The sequence below is a fragment of the Bartonella sp. F02 genome (assembly GCF_026929975.1).
Taxonomy (GTDB): domain Bacteria; phylum Pseudomonadota; class Alphaproteobacteria; order Rhizobiales; family Rhizobiaceae; genus Bartonella.
Map to the genome: position 1 here is coordinate 209,318 of NZ_JANHOK010000003.1, position 21,530 is coordinate 230,847.

Annotated in this window: 14 protein-coding genes; 9 read left to right on the forward strand and 5 right to left on the reverse strand. The window is 34.1% G+C overall.

The features are described from left to right. Positions 1-15: 15 nt before the first annotated feature. On the reverse strand, positions 16-1,164 hold the full coding sequence (gene lptF / locus NPY00_RS03760) for an LPS export ABC transporter permease LptF (protein ID WP_269020735.1): 1,149 nt from the start codon (positions 1,162-1,164) through the stop codon (positions 16-18). 305 nt (positions 1,165-1,469) lie between these two features. Between lptF and NPY00_RS03765 the strand changes: the two genes are divergently transcribed. Beyond that, positions 1,470-1,913, forward strand: a complete 444-nt coding sequence (locus tag NPY00_RS03765; RefSeq protein WP_269020736.1) for a DNA polymerase III subunit chi — start codon at positions 1,470-1,472, stop codon at positions 1,911-1,913. Between the two features lie 164 nt (positions 1,914-2,077). Continuing rightward, the gene (locus NPY00_RS03770) at positions 2,078-2,344 is read left to right on the forward strand and encodes a hypothetical protein (protein ID WP_269020737.1); all 267 of its coding nucleotides are present in this window, start codon (positions 2,078-2,080) and stop codon (positions 2,342-2,344) included. Here the strand turns inward: NPY00_RS03770 and NPY00_RS03775 are convergent. Beyond that, positions 2,337-3,626: an MFS transporter gene (locus tag NPY00_RS03775; RefSeq protein ID WP_269020738.1), complete on the reverse strand. Its 1,290-nt coding sequence runs from the start codon at positions 3,624-3,626 to the stop codon at positions 2,337-2,339. The two genes, NPY00_RS03770 and NPY00_RS03775, sit on opposite strands and share 8 nt — an antisense overlap. A gap of 1,026 nt (positions 3,627-4,652) precedes the next feature. Here NPY00_RS03775 and NPY00_RS03780 point away from each other — a divergent pair. The 3 genes from NPY00_RS03780 to ndk all read left to right on the forward strand — a co-directional run bounded on the left by NPY00_RS03780 (position 4,653) and on the right by ndk (position 12,044). Further along, a complete protein-coding gene (locus NPY00_RS03780) occupies positions 4,653-7,418 on the forward strand; it encodes an autotransporter outer membrane beta-barrel domain-containing protein (protein ID WP_269020739.1) in 2,766 nt (921 codons plus the stop codon). A gap of 431 nt (positions 7,419-7,849) precedes the next feature. Next, positions 7,850-11,212 carry an autotransporter outer membrane beta-barrel domain-containing protein gene (locus tag NPY00_RS03785; protein ID WP_269020740.1) on the forward strand — a complete coding sequence of 1,121 codons (3,363 nt, stop codon included), beginning with the start codon at positions 7,850-7,852 and terminating at the stop codon, positions 11,210-11,212. Positions 11,213-11,621: 409 nt separating this feature from the next. Next, entirely contained in the window at positions 11,622-12,044 is a 423-nt protein-coding gene (gene ndk, locus NPY00_RS03790) for a nucleoside-diphosphate kinase (protein ID WP_269020741.1), read from the forward strand. A 151-nt stretch (positions 12,045-12,195) separates the two neighbouring features. On the opposite strand, the gene pgsA is transcribed toward ndk, so the two are convergent. The 3 genes from pgsA to NPY00_RS03805 form a co-directional block, all read right to left on the reverse strand. Beyond that, complete coding sequence (gene pgsA, locus NPY00_RS03795; protein ID WP_269020742.1) at positions 12,196-12,777, reverse strand: CDP-diacylglycerol--glycerol-3-phosphate 3-phosphatidyltransferase; 582 nt, start codon at positions 12,775-12,777, stop codon at positions 12,196-12,198. Between the two features lie 74 nt (positions 12,778-12,851). After that, positions 12,852-14,825, reverse strand: a complete 1,974-nt coding sequence (gene uvrC / locus NPY00_RS03800) for an excinuclease ABC subunit UvrC (RefSeq protein WP_269020743.1) — start codon at positions 14,823-14,825, stop codon at positions 12,852-12,854. 325 nt (positions 14,826-15,150) lie between these two features. Then, the gene (locus NPY00_RS03805) at positions 15,151-16,014 is read right to left on the reverse strand and encodes a 23S rRNA (adenine(2030)-N(6))-methyltransferase RlmJ (RefSeq protein WP_269020744.1); all 864 of its coding nucleotides are present in this window, start codon (positions 16,012-16,014) and stop codon (positions 15,151-15,153) included. A 486-nt stretch (positions 16,015-16,500) separates the two neighbouring features. Between NPY00_RS03805 and serS the strand changes: the two genes are divergently transcribed. From serS to yajC, 4 genes are all read left to right on the forward strand, one after another. After that, the gene (serS, locus tag NPY00_RS03810) at positions 16,501-17,775 is read left to right on the forward strand and encodes a serine--tRNA ligase (RefSeq protein ID WP_269020745.1); all 1,275 of its coding nucleotides are present in this window, start codon (positions 16,501-16,503) and stop codon (positions 17,773-17,775) included. A 146-nt stretch (positions 17,776-17,921) separates the two neighbouring features. After that, positions 17,922-18,581 carry a protein-L-isoaspartate(D-aspartate) O-methyltransferase gene (locus tag NPY00_RS03815; RefSeq protein ID WP_269020746.1) on the forward strand — a complete coding sequence of 220 codons (660 nt, stop codon included), beginning with the start codon at positions 17,922-17,924 and terminating at the stop codon, positions 18,579-18,581. Between the two features lie 162 nt (positions 18,582-18,743). Then, complete coding sequence (locus NPY00_RS03820; RefSeq protein ID WP_269020747.1) at positions 18,744-19,835, forward strand: peptidoglycan DD-metalloendopeptidase family protein; 1,092 nt, start codon at positions 18,744-18,746, stop codon at positions 19,833-19,835. Positions 19,836-20,696: 861 nt separating this feature from the next. Then, on the forward strand, positions 20,697-21,170 hold the full coding sequence (yajC, locus tag NPY00_RS03825) for a preprotein translocase subunit YajC (RefSeq protein ID WP_269020748.1): 474 nt from the start codon (positions 20,697-20,699) through the stop codon (positions 21,168-21,170). The last annotated feature ends 360 nt before the right edge of the window (positions 21,171-21,530 follow it).

Sequence of the window (21,530 nt, forward strand, 5' to 3'; positions counted from 1 at the left end):
TGAAAGCTTTGATATTTAAATTTGTTTATTCATTTTAAAAAAATATTTAAATGATATTATTAGATTTTGCAAAACGTCAATTTTATAGTTTTTAAAAAGTATAAAAAAGAGAAGAATGCTTATTCCTATTGGTAGGATATAGAGTATAGGGATATAAAAAAGGTTATTTTTTGCTTTTTCAGCAAAGAAGTATGCTATCCAGTAAATGAGAAAAGAGAAAGCAATAGCAAAAAAATTTATAGATATGTGTGTTTGTCTATAGGGACGTGCATTTCCTGCTGTTACTAATGCAATTAACGCAAACACAATAGAATAGAACCATTCTGTGAGTCGACGGTGAAATTCAGCTTGATACTGGAGTGGGTTCTGTTGATAATAGGGATCATTTGGATCAGGATGAGATAAATATGAAAGGGGTCTATCTTTAGGGTAAATAATAGGAGTTCCATTATTAGGTATAAATTCACTTAGATTAAAAGTATAAGAACTGAACTTAATAATTGAAACACTATCATTTTGGTGATTGACTCTTTCTATTTCTCCATCATTGAGAACGAGAAAGCTGCCATTTTTATTATTAATAACCGCTCCTTTCGTGGCATAATAAAAAAGATCAACTTGAGGGTCGCGTTGATCTGCAATGAAAAGACGCTCAATATTCCCGTCGGGGGTTCGTTCACCAATTTCTATATAGAGATTTTTTGTTAACTCTTGAAAACTGCCTTCGTTAATAAAGAGGCTAATGAGATCGGAGTGAGCACTTGCCAGCATATGCCGCATATTAAGACGCGCTTGAGGAGTAACAAAATTGGCGATGGAAAATGATACAAGTGAAGCAAGGATAGCTAAAAGAAAAATTGGTTTCCAGACAACATTTTGGGGCATGCCAGAAGCGTTGATAATCGTTAACTCTGAATCTTGATTCATAATTGAAAGAATGGTTATAATAGCAATCGCTAGTGAAAATGGAATAACGAGAGAGATAACCGAAGGAAGCAAGAGAGACGAAAAATACAAAGCTGTTAAAAAGGTTTGACCACTTGTTGTGAGAAAGTTAATGCGTGCAAGGATTTGTACTATCCAGCTAATACTGATTGCAGCAATTACAACAGCACTGAAAAGAGTGAAAATGCGCTTTAAAATGTATAATTCAGTAATCCGCATGGATGAGAAAGCACCTTTAAGTTTAAATTTTGATGCATTGTACTTTAATATAAGCAAAATTCAGAAATTATTTTGATGTATATTATGTGTTTCTATTAGAATGATAAAAGATCACTAACCCATTCTAATTTAATTTATTCCAGATTACATTCTTTTTTGATAATGATGCACAGAGAAATATTTTAAAAAGAGCAGAAGATATATTTTTTATTTATCTTAAATAAGAGAGATTTTGTCTCTCATTTTATTTATTTTGAAAAGATATGATATGCAAAGTTGATAAGGAATGATGAAAGATAGAATTAATGGATATTATTTTTTATCATTTGATGCATTCAAGATTTGAAGATGTTTTGCCGACACTTGTGGAGCGCGCTTTGGCTCGTTTTGGAAGAGTGACCATACAGTGTACCAGTAACGAGCAACGTGACGTTATAGATACTCGTTTGTGGGTTTATTCTGATGAATCTTTCATTGGGCATGGAACGGAATGTGATAAATATTCAAGTCTTCAGCCAGTATTTTTGACAACAGGATGTGAAAATCCGAATGATTCAAAGGTGCGTTTTCTCCTAGAGGGAGCTATTTGTTCGGATATTAGTTGTTATCAACGACTTGTTATTCTGTTTGATGATTGTGATGAAGAGCAATTAAATCTCGCTCGTTCTCAATGGAAGGAATATAAAGCACAAAATTATGATCTCACTTATTGGCAGCAAACTAAAGATCGCTCTTGGAAAAAACTTTGATGTAGATAGCGTCTTTTTTTCGATTTTCATCAGGACAGTGACAATAATTAAGTCAGATTTTTTTTATTTTGGAAAGCTCAGAAGAAAACTGGTAGGTATTTGTTGTGATTTTTAAAACTGATAAGAATATGCTTTACGATCAAAATATAAAAACGGAATAAATGATGGTCTTTGATAGAATTTTGCTTATTTTGTGGGCAGTTATGTTGTCTTTTTTTTGTGTTTCATGGTTGGGGACGACACATATCTTATCTCAAATGTTCTCTGTTATTTATATTAATACCATTGTAGATATTTTGTTTTTTTTACTTTGTGTGCTGTTTGCTGGAATATTATGGTGGAATATTCCTCAACCTATGCCTTTAAAAATGAAACTGGCGGCATCTCTACCGCCAGCACTTGTTATTTTTTTTTCTTTATTGGTTAGTTAGATATTTCTTGATCTGTAAAACCAACAAAACAAATCAAAGAAATGATAGAAGAAAACAGAAGATAATAACCAACATAAGCAATGCCGAAATTTTGCACCAAATATTCGGCGACATAAGGTGCAACAGATGCGCCTGCAATTCCCGCCAAATTAAAGACTACGGATGAGCCGGTGTATCGAATTTCTGTTGGAAATGGTGAAGCAAGAACAGCACCGAGCGGACTATATGTGATACCCATAAGCGATAAACCAATGACAGACATCATAAAGATACCCGTAATTCCAGAAGCAAGGAAATAAGGAATTGCAAAAGAATAAACACCCGTGATGATAGTCACCCAAATCATTAACGTTCTTCGTGAAATACGATCAGAGATTTTTCCAGTCAAAAGGGTGAAAATACCACAAAAAACAGCACCGATCATTTCTACTTCGAGAGCTTGATTGAATGATAACTTAAGATGATTTGTTGCATAACTTAATAAATAAGCGGTGACCAAATAAAACAAAGCAAATGTTAACATTCCTGCAAATGTGCCAAGAAATAAAACGCGTGAGTATTTAGAAAACACGTGTACAATGGGTATTTTAACGCGCTCTTCGCGTTTAAGCGTTTTTTTGAATTCAGATGTTTCATTAATTGACATACGAACCCATAATCCTACAATCATGAGAACAGCAGAGAAAATAAATGGAACACGCCACCCCCATGCAAAAAGTTGATCTTGGTCAAAGAAGTTCACTATACCTAGATAGGCAGCAATAGATAAAAATAATCCAATTGGAACGCCTAATTGTGGAAACATTGCATACCAACCACGCTTTTCTGGTGGTGCATTTTCAGTTGCAAGCAAAACAGCTCCACCCCACTCACCACCTAATCCAATTCCCTGACCAATACGGCATATGGTTAAGAGAAGCGGTGCTAAGAAACCAATTGTTTCATAAGTAGGAAGAATACCAATAATAACTGTTGAAAGACCCATTGTCAAAAGAGCTGCTATAAGCGTCGCTTTTCGTCCAATTTTATCACCAAAGTGTCCGAAAATAATTGAACCGAAGGGACGAGAAAAAAAAGCAGCACCAAAAACAAGAAAAGATTGCAAAATAGCAAGCTGCTCGTTTTGAGCTGGAAAAAATAAATAAGGAAATATGAGAGCTGCGGCCGTTCCAAAAACATAAAAATCGAAATATTCAATTGTTGTTCCAATAAGGCTTGCAAATAAAATTCTACCAGGAGAGTTTCCTTTATTTGCGTTTTGTTCTTTTACGCTTATAGACATGAATGAGTTTCCCTCTGTATTATTTATAAAATGAGCGAATTATGATTATAAAAATTTAAAACTAATGTCGAGTCAGTATTGCTATGATTTAAATGTAATTAAAATAATATTCACAGAGTGTGATCAACGTAGAAGATTATTCTACCAATAAATGATGTCCTTTTGATAAAATTGGGTCAAGAATTGTTAATATTGACATCAAATTGACAATTTTTTGCAAAGTTATGATTGTATTACAACGTTCAATCTTTTTTAGATGTTAATTCGTATGTTTACTGTGTTCTTCTAGATTAGTTTGATGAAAAAGCTCGTTCTATCGATGGTAGAGCTAATAGAAATATGATTTATGTTGAAAATGGATAAAGTAAAATAATCTTGGTACTTGTCTCTTGAAATTGCTTACAGATTAGATGTTTTATTGCTTATGAATGTTATTTAAATTTGTTTTGAAGCATATGATTTGTTTTTAGGCATACGAAAAGAGAAATTATCGATAAAGAATTAAGAACATATTCAGTATCTGTGCGTGTACTTTGAAAGAAAAATACAGAGTGCTGCGATGGAATCTGTTGAAAGCTAATCAAGTTGAGATTATGGATAACGCTGACCTCTTAATGATTTGTTCAATAGAAGTTTTTTAGAAAGTGACCAAAATTATCTTGCAGTCAAGCAGAGATAGCGTTGACAGTGTAGATATATTCTGTGTGTTCTTTCATAATTTCTTATGATGATTTATTCCCTAGATGATTGGAGAATAATTGGGAAGGTGCTAGAGAGGTATTATTTTAAATAGATTGTATGTATTGTTATATTTTGTATCTTTTTATTTTTGGGAAGATATCATTAAAATGGTATACGCATTATTCTTTTCTCTCCTTTAAGATAAATAATTGAATAAAAAATAAAGAAAAAAACCTTTATTTTTATCAAATCGTGGAAAAAAATACATCTTGCAGTTGAAATATTGCATTGCACAACTAATTACGTTCAATGTCTTTTCAGGCATGAAATAGTAAGGATATGGTTATGCAATATAAATGGAAATTAAGTTGTTGGGCGCTTCTGATTAGTAGCTCTTTTGTGCAAAATGCAAATGCAGATGTGGGTGGAGAAAGTAATTTTTGCCGAAATTTCATCTTAGATGAGAATAAGAAAACGGGCACAAAAATTCGTACGAGCATGTTTTATAATGAAAATCTTGAGAGCACAGAAGCAGAGGTCGAAAAACCGAAACAATGTATAAGAATTAAAGCGTTTGGTAAAGATGGAACAGTAAGTACTCCACATGAAACAGTGACAATAGAATCTTCTAGTTTAAATCTATTGGGTAATATAGGTTATCATATTGAGAGTTATCAACATAAAGATGGCAATGAACTTAAGATAGTGCGGAAATATACTGAAGAAATTCCTGCTGACAGCGAAAATAGTGATAGAGTTTCCTATAAGAATGGTATTTTGACAATTTCTGGAAAAGATCCTGTAATTGCACAGCTGACAAATAACTCAACAGTGTATTTTAATGAGGTCAGGAATAATGATAGATTTTATGTTTATGATAAACTAGATAAAAATAGTAAACCTGAGGGGAAACCAGGAGTGATAGGGTATACAAAAGTTGGGCAGGGTGGAAAAATCTATATTTTCGGGGGAGGTATTAGCAAAGAAAATATCATTGAAAAAGGGGGCACAGAAGTTGTTCAAGCTTTCAATGGGACAAAAAGTATTTCCACAGGTTCTACTATTAAAGCAGGAGGAGAGCAGTCAGTTCAATATGGAGGGGCTGCCACCGATGCTATCATTGAGGGTGGTCAGCAAATTGTTTTTGGACAAGATGAAACAAAAATCATAAAAAGTTCAGCTATAGGCACGAAAGTTTATGGTGAAGGTGATGTATTCGGACAACAAAGTATATATGATTATGGAACAGCTATTGATACAATAATTGGAAAAGGAGGCATACAAGTTATTAGCAAGGAGGATGAGAAGGCAGAAGTTGGTGGGACTGCAATAAGAACCACAGTTTCTGATGATGGAAGACAGTATATTGTCGCAGGTGGAACAGCTATAGAGACTACTTTAAAGGACAATGCTGTTCAAGCAGTATTTTCTGGAGGGCGTGTGAGCCAACTCGTCATTAATGATAATGCTCAATCATGGATACATTCTGGGGTAGACTCGAAAGAAGGAATAACAGTTAACAATTCGGGAAAGTTATATCTTTATGCTGGTATTAATTCTGATGAGAGTGAAAATAACACCGAAGTTGATAAACTGGTGTTAAATGGAACAAATACAAAATTGTATCTTGTTTCTAGTGAATTTGATGGGAAAAGTTCTGTAATTAGGAATTTAAGTGGGGATGGTAGCGTCATTTTTATTTCTACTGATACTAATCCAGATTTAATTTCTAATGATGCCGATTCAAATCAGCCTCGCGTCTATGTTAGAGATTCGCAAGAAGTTGATAATTCAAATAGCGACGAGAGTATTATTTCTACGAGTGCTCCTTTCCATTACTCACGTCTTTACGTAGGGAGTCTTTCAGGTCGTCTAAATTTTCTCATGAATACTTCTATTGCAGAGGGTCGTGGTGATAGTATTTATATAAGGGATGGAAGCGGCAATCATACTATCAGTTTTTCTGATACTGGAGCTGAAATTACAGACCCTCGGTCACAGACTCTTAATCTAATTTATGATAAAAGCGGCGGGGCGCACTTTTCTTTGGTGGGATCATCTGGGGAAAAAGTGAGTGCTATTGATGGTGGAACCTATATGTACGATTTGCATAAAAAGACGAATGCAGGTGAAACAACGTGGTATTTAGGTGTAGAAACAGAGTATAAAGAAGGTGTTGCGTATCCTGATTTTGTAACTAGTCCTTCAACAGATGCTATTTTATCTATGGTTGTGGCTCCTGAACTTGTTTTTCATAATGAATTGCAACATGTGCGTTCTGGAAGAAAAATTGCAAATAGAGATAAGAAGAAAAATACTGCTCTATGGACATATGCAATTGGAAGTAAGGAACATATTGCTACGGGACGTACCAATTTCAAACTTGATCAGACAGGTGTAATGCTGGGTATTGATTGGCTAGGTGAATTTACCAGTGGCAATTTTTATATTGGTGGTTTTGGAGGTTACGACCAGGCTCGTATTGCCCATGATCGAGGTGGCATCAGTAAGATGAATATCTATAGTATAGGAGCTTATGCGAGCTATTGGCATAATAGTGGGTGGTATGTAGATGGCGTTTTGAAATATAATCATTATCAAAATAATCTTAGAGCCGTTTCAACAAATGGTTTGGCTATTCAGGGAGATTATAAGCAATGGGCGGTGGGTACATCAGTTGAAGCAGGTTATCGTTTTAAGACTGAGCAAGATCTTTGGGTACAGCCTTATGCTCAATTAACTTGGTTACGTGTTGAAGGTAAAAAAATAAAGCTTGAAAATAATATGATTGGAGAGACTAATCCATCAATTTCATTACGAAGTGAAGTTGGGGTATCTATAGGTCATGAGCTTAACTTGAATACTGATGTTGCATTAACAGCTTATGCAACAGCGGCTTGGTTACGTGAAAATGTAAATAACAATCATACAACAATCAATGAAAAAAATCGGTTTGTTACTGATTTGTCTGGCAATGCTGGTAAATTGGGAGTTGGTCTGAATAGTTTAGTCAATGAAAATTTAACACTTTATGCGGAAGCTAATTATCTCAGAGGACAAAAGAGAAAACAGTCTCTGCAAGGAGTTTTAGGTGTACGCTATAGTTTTTAAGTAGAATAACTGATTAAGAAGATTTCATCCTCTGAATTATTGAATGACTGAGAAGATGGCAATGTAATTTAAATTGATCAGAGATTCATTTTTTACGAATATATAAAAAATAGAAAATAAATTGCATATGAACAGTACTGTTTTTCAGAGAATCAGTGCTGTTTTTTTTATATATGTATTTTACATTATGTATTTTAATTTTGAATAGATGATATGCTATTTTGAATGCTTATTATTGTCTATTTCCACTGAAAATATTGTCATTATTCAGATCGTTATAGAGAGTTAAGCGAGATTATTATATCGTAAAGCAGAACACATTATGACATAAATAAAACATATTACGATATATAAAAATACATTATGATACAAAAAGGTTATTTAGGAGTAGCGGGATATTTGTTTAATTATTAATGCATGGAGTAAAGATCATGCGGTACAAATACAAATTAAGCTGCTCTATAATAACGATTAGTGCTCTTCTTATACAAGCTACAAATGCAGATCAGAATGCAGATAGGCAGTTACAAATTGTAACAGTTAATGATAATGGAACAGTGGGGAGTAATACTGCACTGATTACACGTATTGATAGTCATAATGGTGGAATAACAGCTATAAAAAGAAACATCACGATTCGAGATGGTGGAGTGGAAATTGTTGAGAATGGTGGAACTTCAATGCACGCTCATATTGAAAGAGGTGGGATGCAAATCGTTACACGTGGAGGAAGAGCAATTTCAACTAACATTAGGGGTGGTGTTCAATTTGTTTTCGAGGAAGAGACTGCAGATCTTACAAATACAAGTAAACTCAGTACTGCTTATAACGCTGTAGTTAATGGTTCAGATGGAATAACAGGGCAGCAGAATGTGTACGATGGTGCTCATGTTTGGCATACAATAGTTCAGAAAGGAGGAGAGCAAAATCTTTATAAAGTGCGTAGAACAAAAGGGGGTGAAGCAACAGGAACTAGAGTTGGTAAAGGGGGTAAACAGCATGTTTTAGCAGGAGGAATAGCCACTAATGTTACTTTGGAAAATGGAAGTAAACAAATAATATATCCTGATGGGATGGTTATAAATTTAACGATTGAGAGTAATGCCAATTCATGGGTGTATGGTGGTACAAAATTAGGAGAAACTGTAAACGTCAAGAGTGGAGGAAATCTCTTTTTATACGCTGGTGATGCTGCCAGCTCTATTGTAAGAGAAAAAATTCTTTTTAATAATCGTTCTGTTGAAGAATTATTTTCTGTTGGTGTGCAAAACAATGAAAATCTCTCTAAAATTTATATTGGGAATTTAACGGGGAATGGAGGAACTGTTAGTTTTTTTACTATTCCGTATGATCCTCGTCATTTGACAGTTTATATTAAAGATCTTTCAGGTCAGGTAAATTTTCGTTTTAATATTAGCAATGTGGGAAATCGCAGCGATCATTTGTTAATTGATCAGAGTTCAGGTGAGCATACAATCAGCGTTATGGATAGTGGTGTTGAGTTTTCAAAAAATCTTTCACAAAGACCTAATCTTATTGCAGATATTCTTTTAATAACTGATAAAAGTAATAGTGAAGGAGCTACTTTTACTTTAGTTGATCAATTGAGTAGAAAAATTAATACTGTAGATGGAGGAGTCTATACGTATGGTTTGAAAAAAGTGAAAAAAGTACAACAAACTACAAAAATCACTTCTCCAAAAATGGAAAAAGTTCCAGCCAATAGAAATACTACACAGTGGTATTTGAGTTTAATTTCTGATAAGTCACATAATTCGGATTTATCTTCACGAATACGGATTACGGAATCACAGCCCCCCATACTCGTAAGGACTGAATCTGTTGGTACAAATTCTCGATCATCACAAGATAGAGGGACATCATCTTCTCGTCCAAGAAGAAGAACTCCAAGGCATTTAACAGAAAACTCTCAAAATTCACCTTTTTTAACAATTTCACCTTCAGATAGTCAAACGAGTGAAACGCAAAGTCGGAGTCGTCGTCCCCGGGATGTTAATAATGATGGAGCATTATTTCCTTTTCTTGCTACTTCTTCAGAGAAGCCTCCCGTTGACATTCGAGAAACTCAAACTGCTGAAACAAATCAAGAGCAATCTAATCCATCACAGCGTCGGAAGCGTTCTCCTCGGCATGCAACAATGAATCTCGAACCATCCATTCCTATCTCTTCAACTTCTGTTTCGTTGGAAGGTAATACACCAGAACCTCAAAGAAATCAGCCTTCTGAAGCCAATCAAGAACAATTGGTTGCTGTTGCTTCAGTTGATACATCTTTTGAAAAACAAGATTCGAATCCGAGTCGTGGTCGAAGACGGTCACGTCGAGGCATAAGTCATACGCCGTCAAATTCTTCTCTTCCAGCTGATATACCTACAGATGATGATTCTTCTGAAGTCTATCAGGATCAATCTCAAACTGATGTTTCTTCAACAAAGTTACATTCAGAATATCAGGCAAATGAAGGAAACCAGAGTGATCGGGAGGAGGATTCATATGCAATTATTCCACATCCAGAAAGTGAAGTTAATCATGTAACATCTCAGCAGCGAAGTCGTCGGCATTTAGAGTCGAATGATGATGGTTCAAGATCTTCAGATTCTGCATTTGCAGAGATGCAATCCGATGAACCAAAAAAAGATGTTGAAGGAGGATCGGCTAAACTTTCTCTTAGGGCATATCGAAGAAATTATACAAAGAGTCGAGATTCTCAGAGACGTAGTCAGCAACGTTCAGAACCGAGTGATCATGCTTCTGTTTCTTCAGATGCTCAGTCTCCACAAGATCATGTTTGGGAGGATAAAGATCAAAATCAGTTTTTTCACTATGGAGATCAAAGTTTAGAAAATCTTAATTTTTTAACCACTCCTTCGACAGATGCTATTCTCTCTATGGCTGTAGCTCCTAGCCTTGTTTTGCATAATGAATTGCAGCATGTGCGCTCTGGAAGAGGAATTGTAAACAGAAATAAAAGAAATGCTTCTCTATGGGTATATACTCTCAAGAGTACGGAAAAAGTTGCTACAGGACGCACACATTTTAAACTCGAACAGACAGGTATAATGTTAGGTGTTGATCGAATAAGTGAACTGACAAATGGAGGAGAGTTTTATATTGGTGGTTTTGGAGGATATGATCAAGCACATATTGTTCATGAACGCGGTGGTGTCAGTAATATGGGCATTTATAGTCTTGGAGCGTATGTGAGTTATTTTGATAATAATGGGTGGTATTTAGATAGTGTTTTGAAATATAATTATTATCAAAATAATCTTAAAGCTGTTTCGACAAATGGTATAGATATTCAAGGAAATTACGAGCAACGAGCAGTAGGAACATCGTTTGAAGCAGGCTATCGTTTTACAACAGAACAAGGAACTTGGGTGCAACCTTATGCTCAAGTAGCTTTATTAAAGGCTGAAGGTAAAAATATCAAGCTTTCAAATGACATGGTTGGAGATATCAGTCCAGCGACTTCATTACGCAATGAAGTTGGATTGTCTATAGGACATGAATTTAGTTTGAGCATGAATAATTTGTTAACAGCTTACGCGACGGTAGCGTGGTTGCGTGAGAACGTTAATGATAATTATGCGGTACTTAATAAAGGATATAAGTTTGTGACTGATTTATCAGATAATGCAGGAAAATTAGGTGTTGGTCTAAGAAGTTCTGTGAATGAAAAGTTAGTATTTTATATGGAAGCTAATTATGTCAAAGGACAGAAGAGAAAACAATCTTTTCAAGGTGTTTTAGGTCTACGTTATAGTTTTTAAATATCCATATATGTTTTAAGGAAATGATGATCGGAAAAAGGTTGACGAAATTCTTCCGTTAAAGTGATTCAATGTGGAAAATTATTGTAGAAATTAGATATATAAAGAAGTTTATTGTTATATCAGTTTTTTTGTTTAAGACCATTATGGTCAAGAAACGCACCAATGTTGAATCTTTTAGATTGTATTATCAGAAATGTATAAAAATTTGTTTACAGTGAATGATGAAAAAGAATTTAACACAATCAGTAATATCTCTTTATTTACTGAGGTATGTGATATTAAAAAAAAATACGTGATTTTGAAAAATGATGCAGATTTTTTTGCCTTCACTTGATAAAAGGTGTTTTTTATTATTAATAAGAATAGAGTCAATATATAATTCTGTGAATAAAACAAAGGTTTTAACATGGCTGTAGAACGTACTTTTTCAATGATTAAACCGGATGCAACGCGTCGTAATTTAACAGGTGCAATTACAAAAATGCTTGAAGATGCAGGTTTGCGCATTGTCGCATCTAAGCGTGTGTGGATGAGTCAGCACGAAGCTGAAGGGTTTTATGCTGTTCATAAAGAGCGTCCATTTTTTGAAGAGTTGGTTCAATTTATGTCTTCTGGACCAGTTGTTGTACAAGTCTTAGAAGGTGAAAATGCAATTGCTAAAAACCGTGAAATTATGGGTGCTACGAATCCTGTTGATGCACAGGAAGGAACGATTCGTAAGGTACATGCTTTATCAATTGGTGAAAATTCTGTTCATGGTTCAGATAGCGCTGAAACTGCAAAAACAGAAATAGCTTATTGGTTTTCTGATATTGAAATTGTTGGTTAATTAAGCGTGTATAAATAAAAAATTCCGGAAACAGTATTTCGGAATTTTTTATAAATCTGCATTTAAAGTAAATGATAACACTTTTAAAATGTATTTTTCTGTTATCTTGTATACATTATGCATTTATCTGTCTTAATATATTCCTGATTTTTCATGTAATGACGTGTTTTAATCCTGCGCGAAAATAATCCCACCCTGTCCACAATGTAAGAAGTGCTGCAATCCATAGCATAGTAATGCCAAATTCCATTGTGTAAGGGATGATTTTGTTACCCGCTGGACCTGCTAAAAGAAAGATAATTGCTACCATTTGCACAGATGTTTTCCATTTTGCAAGACGAGACACAGGAACGCTAACTTTTAATTCAGCTAAATATTCACGTAATCCTGATACGAGAATTTCACGACAAAGAATAATGATAGCTGCCCAAAGCGTCCACCCAGCGATCGTGTTATTTGCAGCAAGTAAAAGTAAACAGGCCGATACTAACAGTTTATCTGCAATTGGATCGAGCATGCGACCAATATTAGATGTTTGTTTCCAAATACGAGCAAGATAGCCATCAAAGAAATCAGTAATGGATGCAATGACAAAAATGGAAACAGCAGCCCAGCGAGCGATATCACTTGATTGCAGCCGCCCTTCTAAAAAGAAGCATGCCACAACCAATGGAACTGCAATGATTCGTGCGTAAGTTAGTATATTTGGAAAAGAAAAAGTATGTTTTTTCATAGGGTTATTTTTGGTTTTTGATGCAGTACAAGATATATTATAGAAATAACAATATAAAAATTATGAAATATCCCTTATTTTTCATTAAAATGATTATAAATTTTTTGCGCAATTGCAGTGGATATGCCTGAAACCTTTGTTAAATCTTCAACAGAAGCATTAGAAATAGCCTTTGTGCTTCCAAAATGGTTAAGTAAAGAACGCTTTCTTGTTGGACCTATATTTGTGATTTCATCCAGTGGGTTTGTAAATGCTGTTTTTTTGCGTTTTATTCTGTGGGTTCCAATTGCAAAGCGATGCGCTTCATCGCGCAAACGTTGTAAAAAATAAAGAATAGGATCGCGTGGCGAAAGTGTAAAGGGTGGTTTATTTTTCATAAAAAATCGCTCGCGTCCTGCATCACGATCAATTCCTTTAGCAATACCGATTGTTGTGATGAATTGATCTAATCCTAGCTGGGATAATATTTTACGTACAACACCTACTTGTCCTTCACCACCATCAATGAATATAAGATCAGGCCAGATAGGAAAAGAATCTTCATCATCATTTTGTGTTTTTGAGTTTTGATGAGGTAGGCCATATGTTTTAATCAGGCGTGAGAATCTTCGCTCGATAACCTCTTTCATCATGCCTAAATCATCACCGGGTGTAATATCGGTTGAGCGAATGTTAAATGTGCGATATTGATTTTTAATAAATCCCATTTGACCAACAACTATCATAGCGCCTACTGCATTTGTACCCATAATATGCGAATTATCATAAATTTCTATGCGATGTGGAGTATGCGATAATTGAAATGTTTCAGCAATACCTTGAAAAAGCTTTGTATGGGTTTCTGTTTCAGAAAGTTTGCGTTCAAGTGCTTCGTGGGCATTAGTATAAGCGTAATTTACAAGAGTTTTGCGTTCACCTTGTTTTGGTGAAGAGAGAGATATTTTGTGGTTTGCTTTTAAACTTAATGCTTCTTTCAGTAATAATTCTTCTTTAATTGTTTCAGAAAGAAGAATTAGTTTTGGAATTGGTTTATTATCGTAAAATTGCGCAAGAAAACTGGCTAAAATTTCCGCACTGGAAAAAGATGAATCTGCTTTTGGAAAATAAGCTTTATTCCCCCAGTTTTGTCCTATGCGAAAAAAGAATACTTGAATACACGTTATTCCTCCTTTCTGTGCAATTGCAAATACATCTGCTTCTTGTATCGTTTGGGGATTAATACCTTGATGACTTTGTATGTGAGAAAGAGCTGATAAACGATTACGATAGGCTATAGCCTGCTCAAAATCAAGATTTTCGGCTGCTTTATGCATAGCTTGAACCATCTCTTTTTTTACTGATTGAGTTTTTCCAGAAAGAAAATCTTTTGCTTTTTGAACAAGATTTATATAATTGCTGTCGCTAATTTCATGTGTACAAGGGGCTGAGCATCGCTTGATTTGGTATAGCAAGCAAGGTCGTGTACGATTTTCAAGAATTGAATCCGTACAAGTTCGTAATAGAAATGCGCGCTGTAAAGTGTTGATTGTTTGTGTAACGGCTTCAGATGAAGCAAAAGGGCCGAAATAATGAGCTTTTCGTGTTCGTGCTCCGCGATGTTTATAAAGGGCAGGTGCTCTGTGATCATCAGTAATAATAATATAAGGAAAGCTTTTATCATCACGTAATAAAATATTAAAGCGTGGACGCAACTTTTTGATTAGATTGGCTTCTAAAAGAAGTGCTTCTGTTTCAGTAGGGGTAACAACAAATTCCATATGATATGTTAAACGAATCATCCGGATAATTCGATTGTTTTGTCCTTGTTCACGCGTGTAATTTGCGACACGTTTTTTTAAATTTCTCGCTTTCCCAACATAAAGAATATCACCATTTTCATCAAACATTCGATAAACTCCTGGTTTTTGAGGGAGATGTTTGACAAATTCTTGTATAAGTGGAGCTCCTTTAAATTTATTATTATTGCTATCGTGGTAGGTTTTGTCCCATGTAATGTTAGATAGAAAAGATAAAGCTTGTTTTGGAGGGAAGTGAGGATTATTTTTCATGAGTATACAGGTTGTCCAACAAGATTTCGTATTTGTTGCATGAAATGCAACTTCCTATAATATTTTTCTCTCTATTTATTATCAGTCATTATTTTATAAATAATGCATTATAATACTAGATTCTACGGTGTTGGGATTGTTTCTTTGTTTTACAAACAAGGCTAAAATAGATCATCTTATAAGATAACTTTTAAAGCTACCAATTGATTTATGTATATTAGATTATAATGATAAATAAATGGATTAGAGTCTTTTCTTAAGAAGAAATAAAATCTATGTTTCTGCTTTATTCTGTATATTTCTATACCTTCAAATTAACAATAATCTAAGGGAATAGTTTCTCTTGCTGAAGCCATTTTTGAGTAATTCGTGCACTTTTATCTTGTCCAAGATGAGTGATAAGAAAAGGACTGAGTTTTTTCATTTCTTCTTCAAGAGTATATGGAGGATTGATAAGAATCATACCGCTTCCATTCATTGTAGGTGATAGTGAGTTTTTTCGAATTCGCATTTCGAGCTGTAAAATTTTAGGAATGTCTGTTTGTTGAAGTGCAGAAAGAAAGTGTTCAATTTCTTTATCGTGTTTAACAGGATACCATAAAGCATATGTGCCTCCTGAAAAACGTCGATGTGCTTTTATTATTCCATCAATGAGACGAGAAAACTCACCAGGTTTTTCAAAAGAAGGATCAACGAGAATAAGTCCACGTTTTTCTTTTGGTGGCAGATGAGAATTCAGCGATAACCAACCATTTAAATGTAAAACTTTTGTTTGATAATCACCGACAAAATTTTTTGCTAAAGTCTGATAATCTTCATAGTGTAATTCAATTGCAGTTAGCCGATCTTGTTTGCGCAATAATTGGCGGATCAGAATAGGGGACCCGGGATAAAGTATAATTTCTTTATGTTCTTTATTGGTATTATAGATAGCATTGTACCACGGGGAAAGAAGTTCTTTCAAATGTTCTGGGATAGAAACAGATAAAAGTCGTCCAACACCTTCACGCCATTCACCTGTTTTTTGAGCTTCCAAAGAAGAAAGATCATAAAGTCCGATTCCTGCGTGTGTATCTATAACGCGAAAAGCTTTCTCTTTGCGTTTGAGGTATTCTACAATGCGAGTGACAATAATGTGTTTAAAAACATCAGCAAAATTGCCAGCATGATAAATATGCCGATAATTCATAAGCAAACTTTAATTATATCTATGATTATTCCTAAATGTTCTTAACAATGAAAAATATATTGAAAATCTAAAAATTGAAATTTATTCTGATATGGTATTACTTTTAATGCATGAAATTAAATTTAGCCAGCGCATTATTTCTATTTTTCTTGATGGATGATATAGAAAGATATCAAAGGGTGATTTAATAAAGATCAATTATTTTAACTTTTTATTTGATTTTTCAATTATCTCTTGTCACTAGTCTATTAACGAAAATTGAATTATTAACATCTTCTCCATTAAGATTTTAAAATGGAGGTTCTTATTTTTTGTTGTAATAATAGTGATATGGTATGTTTTTTTGATTTATGTTGTTAATAGTTTTGCTAACAATTTCCTTATATGAAAGATTTTTATTAAATTGGTGGGTTAAAAAGAAAACTCTTAAAAGAAATTTATATTGTATATAAATACAGATAGAAACAATACAAATGAGGCGTTCTAATGCTTGATATTAAATGGATTCGTGAATATCCTGAAAAATTAGATGAAGCACTGGCAAATAGAGGTATTGAACCACAAGCACAAAAATTGATTGAACTTGATCATGAACGCCGCATGCATATCTCTAAAGTTCAAGATGCGCGAGAGCGTCGTAATTTTGCTTCAAAAGAAATAGGGCAAGCTTTAGCTGAAAATGATCATAAAACTGCCGAACGTATTAAAGCTGAAGTTGAAGAACTGAAAGTTTTTCTTTCTTCTGCTGTTGCTGAAGAAAAGAGATTGACTGAGAATTTAGAAAAGGCTCTTTCAGCTATTCCGAATATTCCATTAGATGATGTCCCAAAAGGAAAAGATGAACGTGATAATGTAATTGTTCGTCATTTTGGTACACCTAAGGTATTTGATTTTCCACCGAAAGAACATTTTGATCTTGGTCAAAATCTTAAGCAAATGGATTTTGAGAAAGCTAGTCGTTTATCTGGTGCGCGTTTTACAGTTCTTTCTGGAGAGTTGGCGCGGCTTGAACGCGCATTGGGTCAGTTTATGCTTGATATGCATGTTGACGAACACGGTTATAAAGAAGTTTCTGTTCCTTTTTTAGTTCGAGATGAGGCTGTCTATGGAGCAGCTCAGTTGCCGAAATTTGCTGATGATCTTTTTCGAACAACAGATGGTCGGTGGCTTATTTCTACAGCGGAAGTTCCATTAACCAATTTGGTAAATGATGAAATTCTTGAAGAATTAGATTTACCTCTGCGATTTTCTGCTCTTACTCCTTGCTTTCGTTCAGAAGCAGGAGCTGCAGGCCGTGATACACGTGGTATGTTGCGCCAGCATCAGTTTTGGAAGGTAGAAATGGTATCGATTACTACTGAGGAGCAATCCTTAGCTGAATTAGAGCGTATGACCGAATGTGCAGAAAATGTATTAAAACGACTTCAATTACCTTTTCGTACTTTGGTTCTTTCTACTGGAGATATGGGATTTGCAGCACGTAAAACTTACGATATTGAGGTTTGGCTTCCAGGTCAGGGATGTTATCGTGAGATTTCAAGTTGTTCAGTGTGTGGCGATTTTCAAGGACGTCGCATGAATGCTCGATATCGTAAAACAGGCGAAAAAATATTGCAGTATGTTCACAGTTTGAATGGATCTGGTGTCGCTATTGGACGTTGTCTTGTCGCTATTCTTGAAAATTATCAACAAGCAGACGGTTCAATTATTATTCCAGATGCTTTGCAACCCTATATGAAAGTAAATTATATTACCCTTTAATGTTGCAAAAAGAGAAACTAATATATTCTCTGTTGCTGATAAGCTATAGTGGTATTGGATACACAACAAGAGTTTACTATTTTATAAAAAGAAATAGTTTATATATGTGGTAATATTTTCATTCATATAGGAGATCGAATAACATCATGGAGAAAAAGGATGTTTTGCGATTTCGTGAAGAACTTGCAGGCCTTGTCTTAAAAATGCGCAGTAAAGGCATTGATGATGTTCGTTTTTTTTCGGCGCTTGAGAAAATACCACGACAGCAATTTGTTTCTGCTCCTTGGCTGAATAGCGCTTATGATAATAAGGTTATTCCAATTGAATGCGGTGAATATATTGAACGTTTAGAAGAGCAACTTTTAATTCTTTTTGCATTGTCATTAGAAAAAAAACATCGTGTTTTAGAAATAGGTACGGGGTCTGGTTTTTGTACTGCTCTTATGGCGTATTTGAGTGGTCGTGTTACAACGATTGATCGTTATAAAACACTTGTTGATTTAGCACAGCAAAAATTTCAAAATTTAGGAATTGAAAATATTGTTGTGCGGCAAATTGATGGGAGTCGAAGTGTTGCAGGTTTGGGATCATTTGATCGTATTCTTATTTGGCCTTCACGTTTTTGTGAGCCAAAAGAGTTTTTAGAACTTTTAACTGAAGATGGAATTCTCATTCAGGCTATAGGACCAGATGAAGGGGTGCAAGTGGTTACGCGTTATATAAAAAATGGCAGCCAATTTGAGCGTTCAGAAATGTTTCAAGTTCGCTATCAGCCTTTCATTGAAAGTGTTGCAGAAGCGCTTTAATTTGTAGAATAAAACTAAAAAAATGCTCTATTTTTAGATTTAGTAGTGAGTTTTTTCCGTTTATTATAAGATATTTATGGATACAACCGCTAATCTTAACTTTTAGGTAATATTAGAAAGGTTTAATTAAAGTTGTGTTGAATATTGGTTAGTGAGCGAACTATGTGTTTAAAAGTTTTTAGTAACATTGCATGGTATAAATTTCAGAGATTATCTTTTGGGCTGGTAACAATAGTCATAGCAGGATGTAGTTCTGGTACGCAACGTTTCTCTAGTAATGTTTACAATAGTACAGTTCCTATGCAATCAAATATGAACACAACGATATCTTACAATACAAGATTGTTATCGCAAGGAGATGTAATTCAAAGTAGTGAATTACCACCTGCGGAATCGAATGATATCGCAGAAGCTAATTATAATACTTCTTACCTTTCGTCTAATGGTCGAGTTATGGGTACTCCACCGAGAAACTTGGGAACGCTTTCTCGCTCGCAAGCGAATAATCCTATCGCATCTCGCCGTAATTCTTATATTGTACAGAGTGGAGATACATTGCTAAGTATCGCGCAGCAAGTAGGAATTAGTGTTGATGCGTTGAAATTAGAAAATGGTATAAATAATGATTTTGTCTATATCGGTCAGGTGCTTATAATTCCCAAAAAAGACACAATGATGTCTTCAACGAGAAATAAGAAATTTCCTTCAGCTTCATATAAAGCACCTACAACAACTATACCTTTTAAAAATAATGCTCAATCAAAGAGTGAGCAACATTTTTCTCAACAAGTAACCAAGTCAAAATCTGTGATCAATGGGCCGTCAATGAAAGAGAAGATTCATTCGAATGATTTTATTTCTCCTCAAACAACGGGTATTTCTAAAATGCGGTGGCCAGTACGAGGACGTTTATTGAGTCAATTTGGTCAGAAGAAAGATTCAATAATCAATCGAGGAATAGATATTGCAGTACCTGAAGGTTCGTCAGTAAAAGCAGCAGAAAATGGAATTGTTATTTATGCAAGCGATGGGATAAAAGAATTAGGCGAAGTCGTTATAATTCGACATGAAAATAATATTGTTACTATTTATGGACACAATAGTAAGTTTTTAGTTCATAAAGGTCAAAGAGTACGGCGAGGTGATGAAATTGCTAAATCTGGTGTTTCTGGAAACGCTAAGACACCACGTGTTTATTTTGAAGTTCGTAAAAATGCTGTACCTGTAGATCCTACAGATTACTTAGAAAGATGATTAATTATGCTTTAATTTCAAAAGTGTAATATATTGAACATGAGAATGTAGATTAATTAATTTTTTCTGAATTTGATAGGAATAAGTTGCTGCGCAGTTCTTATGAGAGAACGTGTTATAGAGTGTCTTTTGTTTCCCAAAAATATTTAAGCTTATCTAATAAACTGTATTGTCAGAAAAAGCTTTTAAAGATTTATTCTTTATTATTGCGTGATGGAAAAGTGTACAGAAAATCATATTGGTTTTTTATGAAATTAATTGAAATAAGATAATTAATAATCTCTTTGCGATAGAGTTTTATGAGTTTGGATCATTTTTTATCTGATCTCTGTATCTGCTATGGTGTATTTAGCAGTCATTCATAATGATAAGTTTTATATTATTTGTGATTTATAGAATAATCTCTGGTAGAGAATTCTTCTGGAAAAGTCATTTGTGATTCAAGTATAATATTCCTGTTAATATCAATATTCCAACCAGATTTGATGTCAGTGTAATTGATGATATTGGTAGATTTCCAGCCTAATTTTTTCAATGTAAAGCAGATTATGTGATTAGCTTAACAAAAAAATATTATCTCGTTTAGAATAGCGATTAAATAAGTTAAAAATTGTTTTGTGTTCTTTTTTATCTTGATTAAGAAAAAAAATATTTATGATATACAAAAAAAGAAATAAATTTGTTTTTTAAGAGTTTTTAGCCGTTGCTTTCTGTTTTTGAAGGTTTTATTGCCTTTTAAGAAGATCAAAATTACGTGATGTAATATTACTTTTTGTATTTAGAGAAGTTTTCTTTTGCGAAAGTATCGGGTTTTTAAAATTAGAGTAAAAAATACTTCGGTTCAATTGATGGGAGATCAAAATGTTTATAACCAATGCTTATGCTCAAGCTGCAGGCGCTCAGACTGTAGGTAGTTTTTCAAGTAAAGAATTGCTGACCTCAGTTTTTCCTTTCATTTTAATTTTTGTAATTATGTATTTTTTAATTATTCGTCCACAGCGCGCTCAAATGAAAAAACGTCAAGAAATGCTTAACGCTGTTCGTCGTGGTGATACAGTTGTAACGGGAGGCGGTGTTGTTGGTAAAGTTATGAAAGTTAATGATGCAAGTGGTGAATTAGAGGTTGAAATTAGTGAGGGTATCCGGATCCATGTTTTACGCTCCACATTGTCGGATGTTCGCGTTAAAGGTGAGCCACTTTCAGAAGAAAAATCGAAATCTGATGTTACGATGAAAACACAAAAAAAGTCTAAAGCTAAAACTGTGACAAAAGAAAACGTTGCTATGACTCGAAAGAAAAAAGATGAAACAAAAACAAATGAGTCAGATGCATAATTAAGGTTTATAAAACATTTTAAAGCTTATTTTTATGAAAACGAGGTGGCTTTTTATATTAAAGCCATTTTGTTCTTTCTGCTTAGTTTTATGATTGATAAATGAAAACTTGTTTTCTTTTGGTATTTTATAGAGCGTTTTATTACTCTTGTCAGTTTGTATGAGAGAACTTTGTTGTTTTTATATATGCAGTTGAGATAAATCTCCCCTTTTTATGTTATGTGTATAATGGTAGAGCTATATCGTGTTGTTAATTTTTGCTGATATCATTTGCGCGTTATGTTCTGTTATTATTTTAGCAAATATTGATTAAAATTTTGCATCGATATTGTTTGATGAGTTATGATTAGTAACATTTTG

Excerpts from the sequence above, each read along its gene's own strand:
- NPY00_RS03765 (WP_269020736.1), top strand. The coding sequence starts at position 1,470 with ATGGATATTATTTTTTATCATTTGATGCATTCAAGATTTGAAGATGTT.
- NPY00_RS03775 (WP_269020738.1), bottom strand. The coding sequence starts at position 3,626 with ATGTCTATAAGCGTAAAAGAACAAAACGCAAATAAAGGAAACTCTCCT.
- ndk (WP_269020741.1), top strand. The coding sequence starts at position 11,622 with ATGGCTGTAGAACGTACTTTTTCAATGATTAAACCGGATGCAACGCGT.
- pgsA (WP_269020742.1), bottom strand. The coding sequence starts at position 12,777 with ATGAAAAAACATACTTTTTCTTTTCCAAATATACTAACTTACGCACGA.
- NPY00_RS03815 (WP_269020746.1), top strand. The coding sequence starts at position 17,922 with ATGGAGAAAAAGGATGTTTTGCGATTTCGTGAAGAACTTGCAGGCCTT.
- serS (WP_269020745.1), top strand. The coding sequence starts at position 16,501 with ATGCTTGATATTAAATGGATTCGTGAATATCCTGAAAAATTAGATGAA.
- lptF (WP_269020735.1), bottom strand. The coding sequence starts at position 1,164 with ATGCGGATTACTGAATTATACATTTTAAAGCGCATTTTCACTCTTTTC.
- uvrC (WP_269020743.1), bottom strand. The coding sequence starts at position 14,825 with ATGAAAAATAATCCTCACTTCCCTCCAAAACAAGCTTTATCTTTTCTA.
- NPY00_RS03820 (WP_269020747.1), top strand. The coding sequence starts at position 18,744 with ATGTGTTTAAAAGTTTTTAGTAACATTGCATGGTATAAATTTCAGAGA.
- yajC (WP_269020748.1), top strand. The coding sequence starts at position 20,697 with ATGTTTATAACCAATGCTTATGCTCAAGCTGCAGGCGCTCAGACTGTA.
- NPY00_RS03770 (WP_269020737.1), top strand. The coding sequence starts at position 2,078 with ATGGTCTTTGATAGAATTTTGCTTATTTTGTGGGCAGTTATGTTGTCT.
- NPY00_RS03780 (WP_269020739.1), top strand. The coding sequence starts at position 4,653 with ATGCAATATAAATGGAAATTAAGTTGTTGGGCGCTTCTGATTAGTAGC.
- NPY00_RS03805 (WP_269020744.1), bottom strand. The coding sequence starts at position 16,014 with ATGAATTATCGGCATATTTATCATGCTGGCAATTTTGCTGATGTTTTT.
- NPY00_RS03785 (WP_269020740.1), top strand. The coding sequence starts at position 7,850 with ATGCGGTACAAATACAAATTAAGCTGCTCTATAATAACGATTAGTGCT.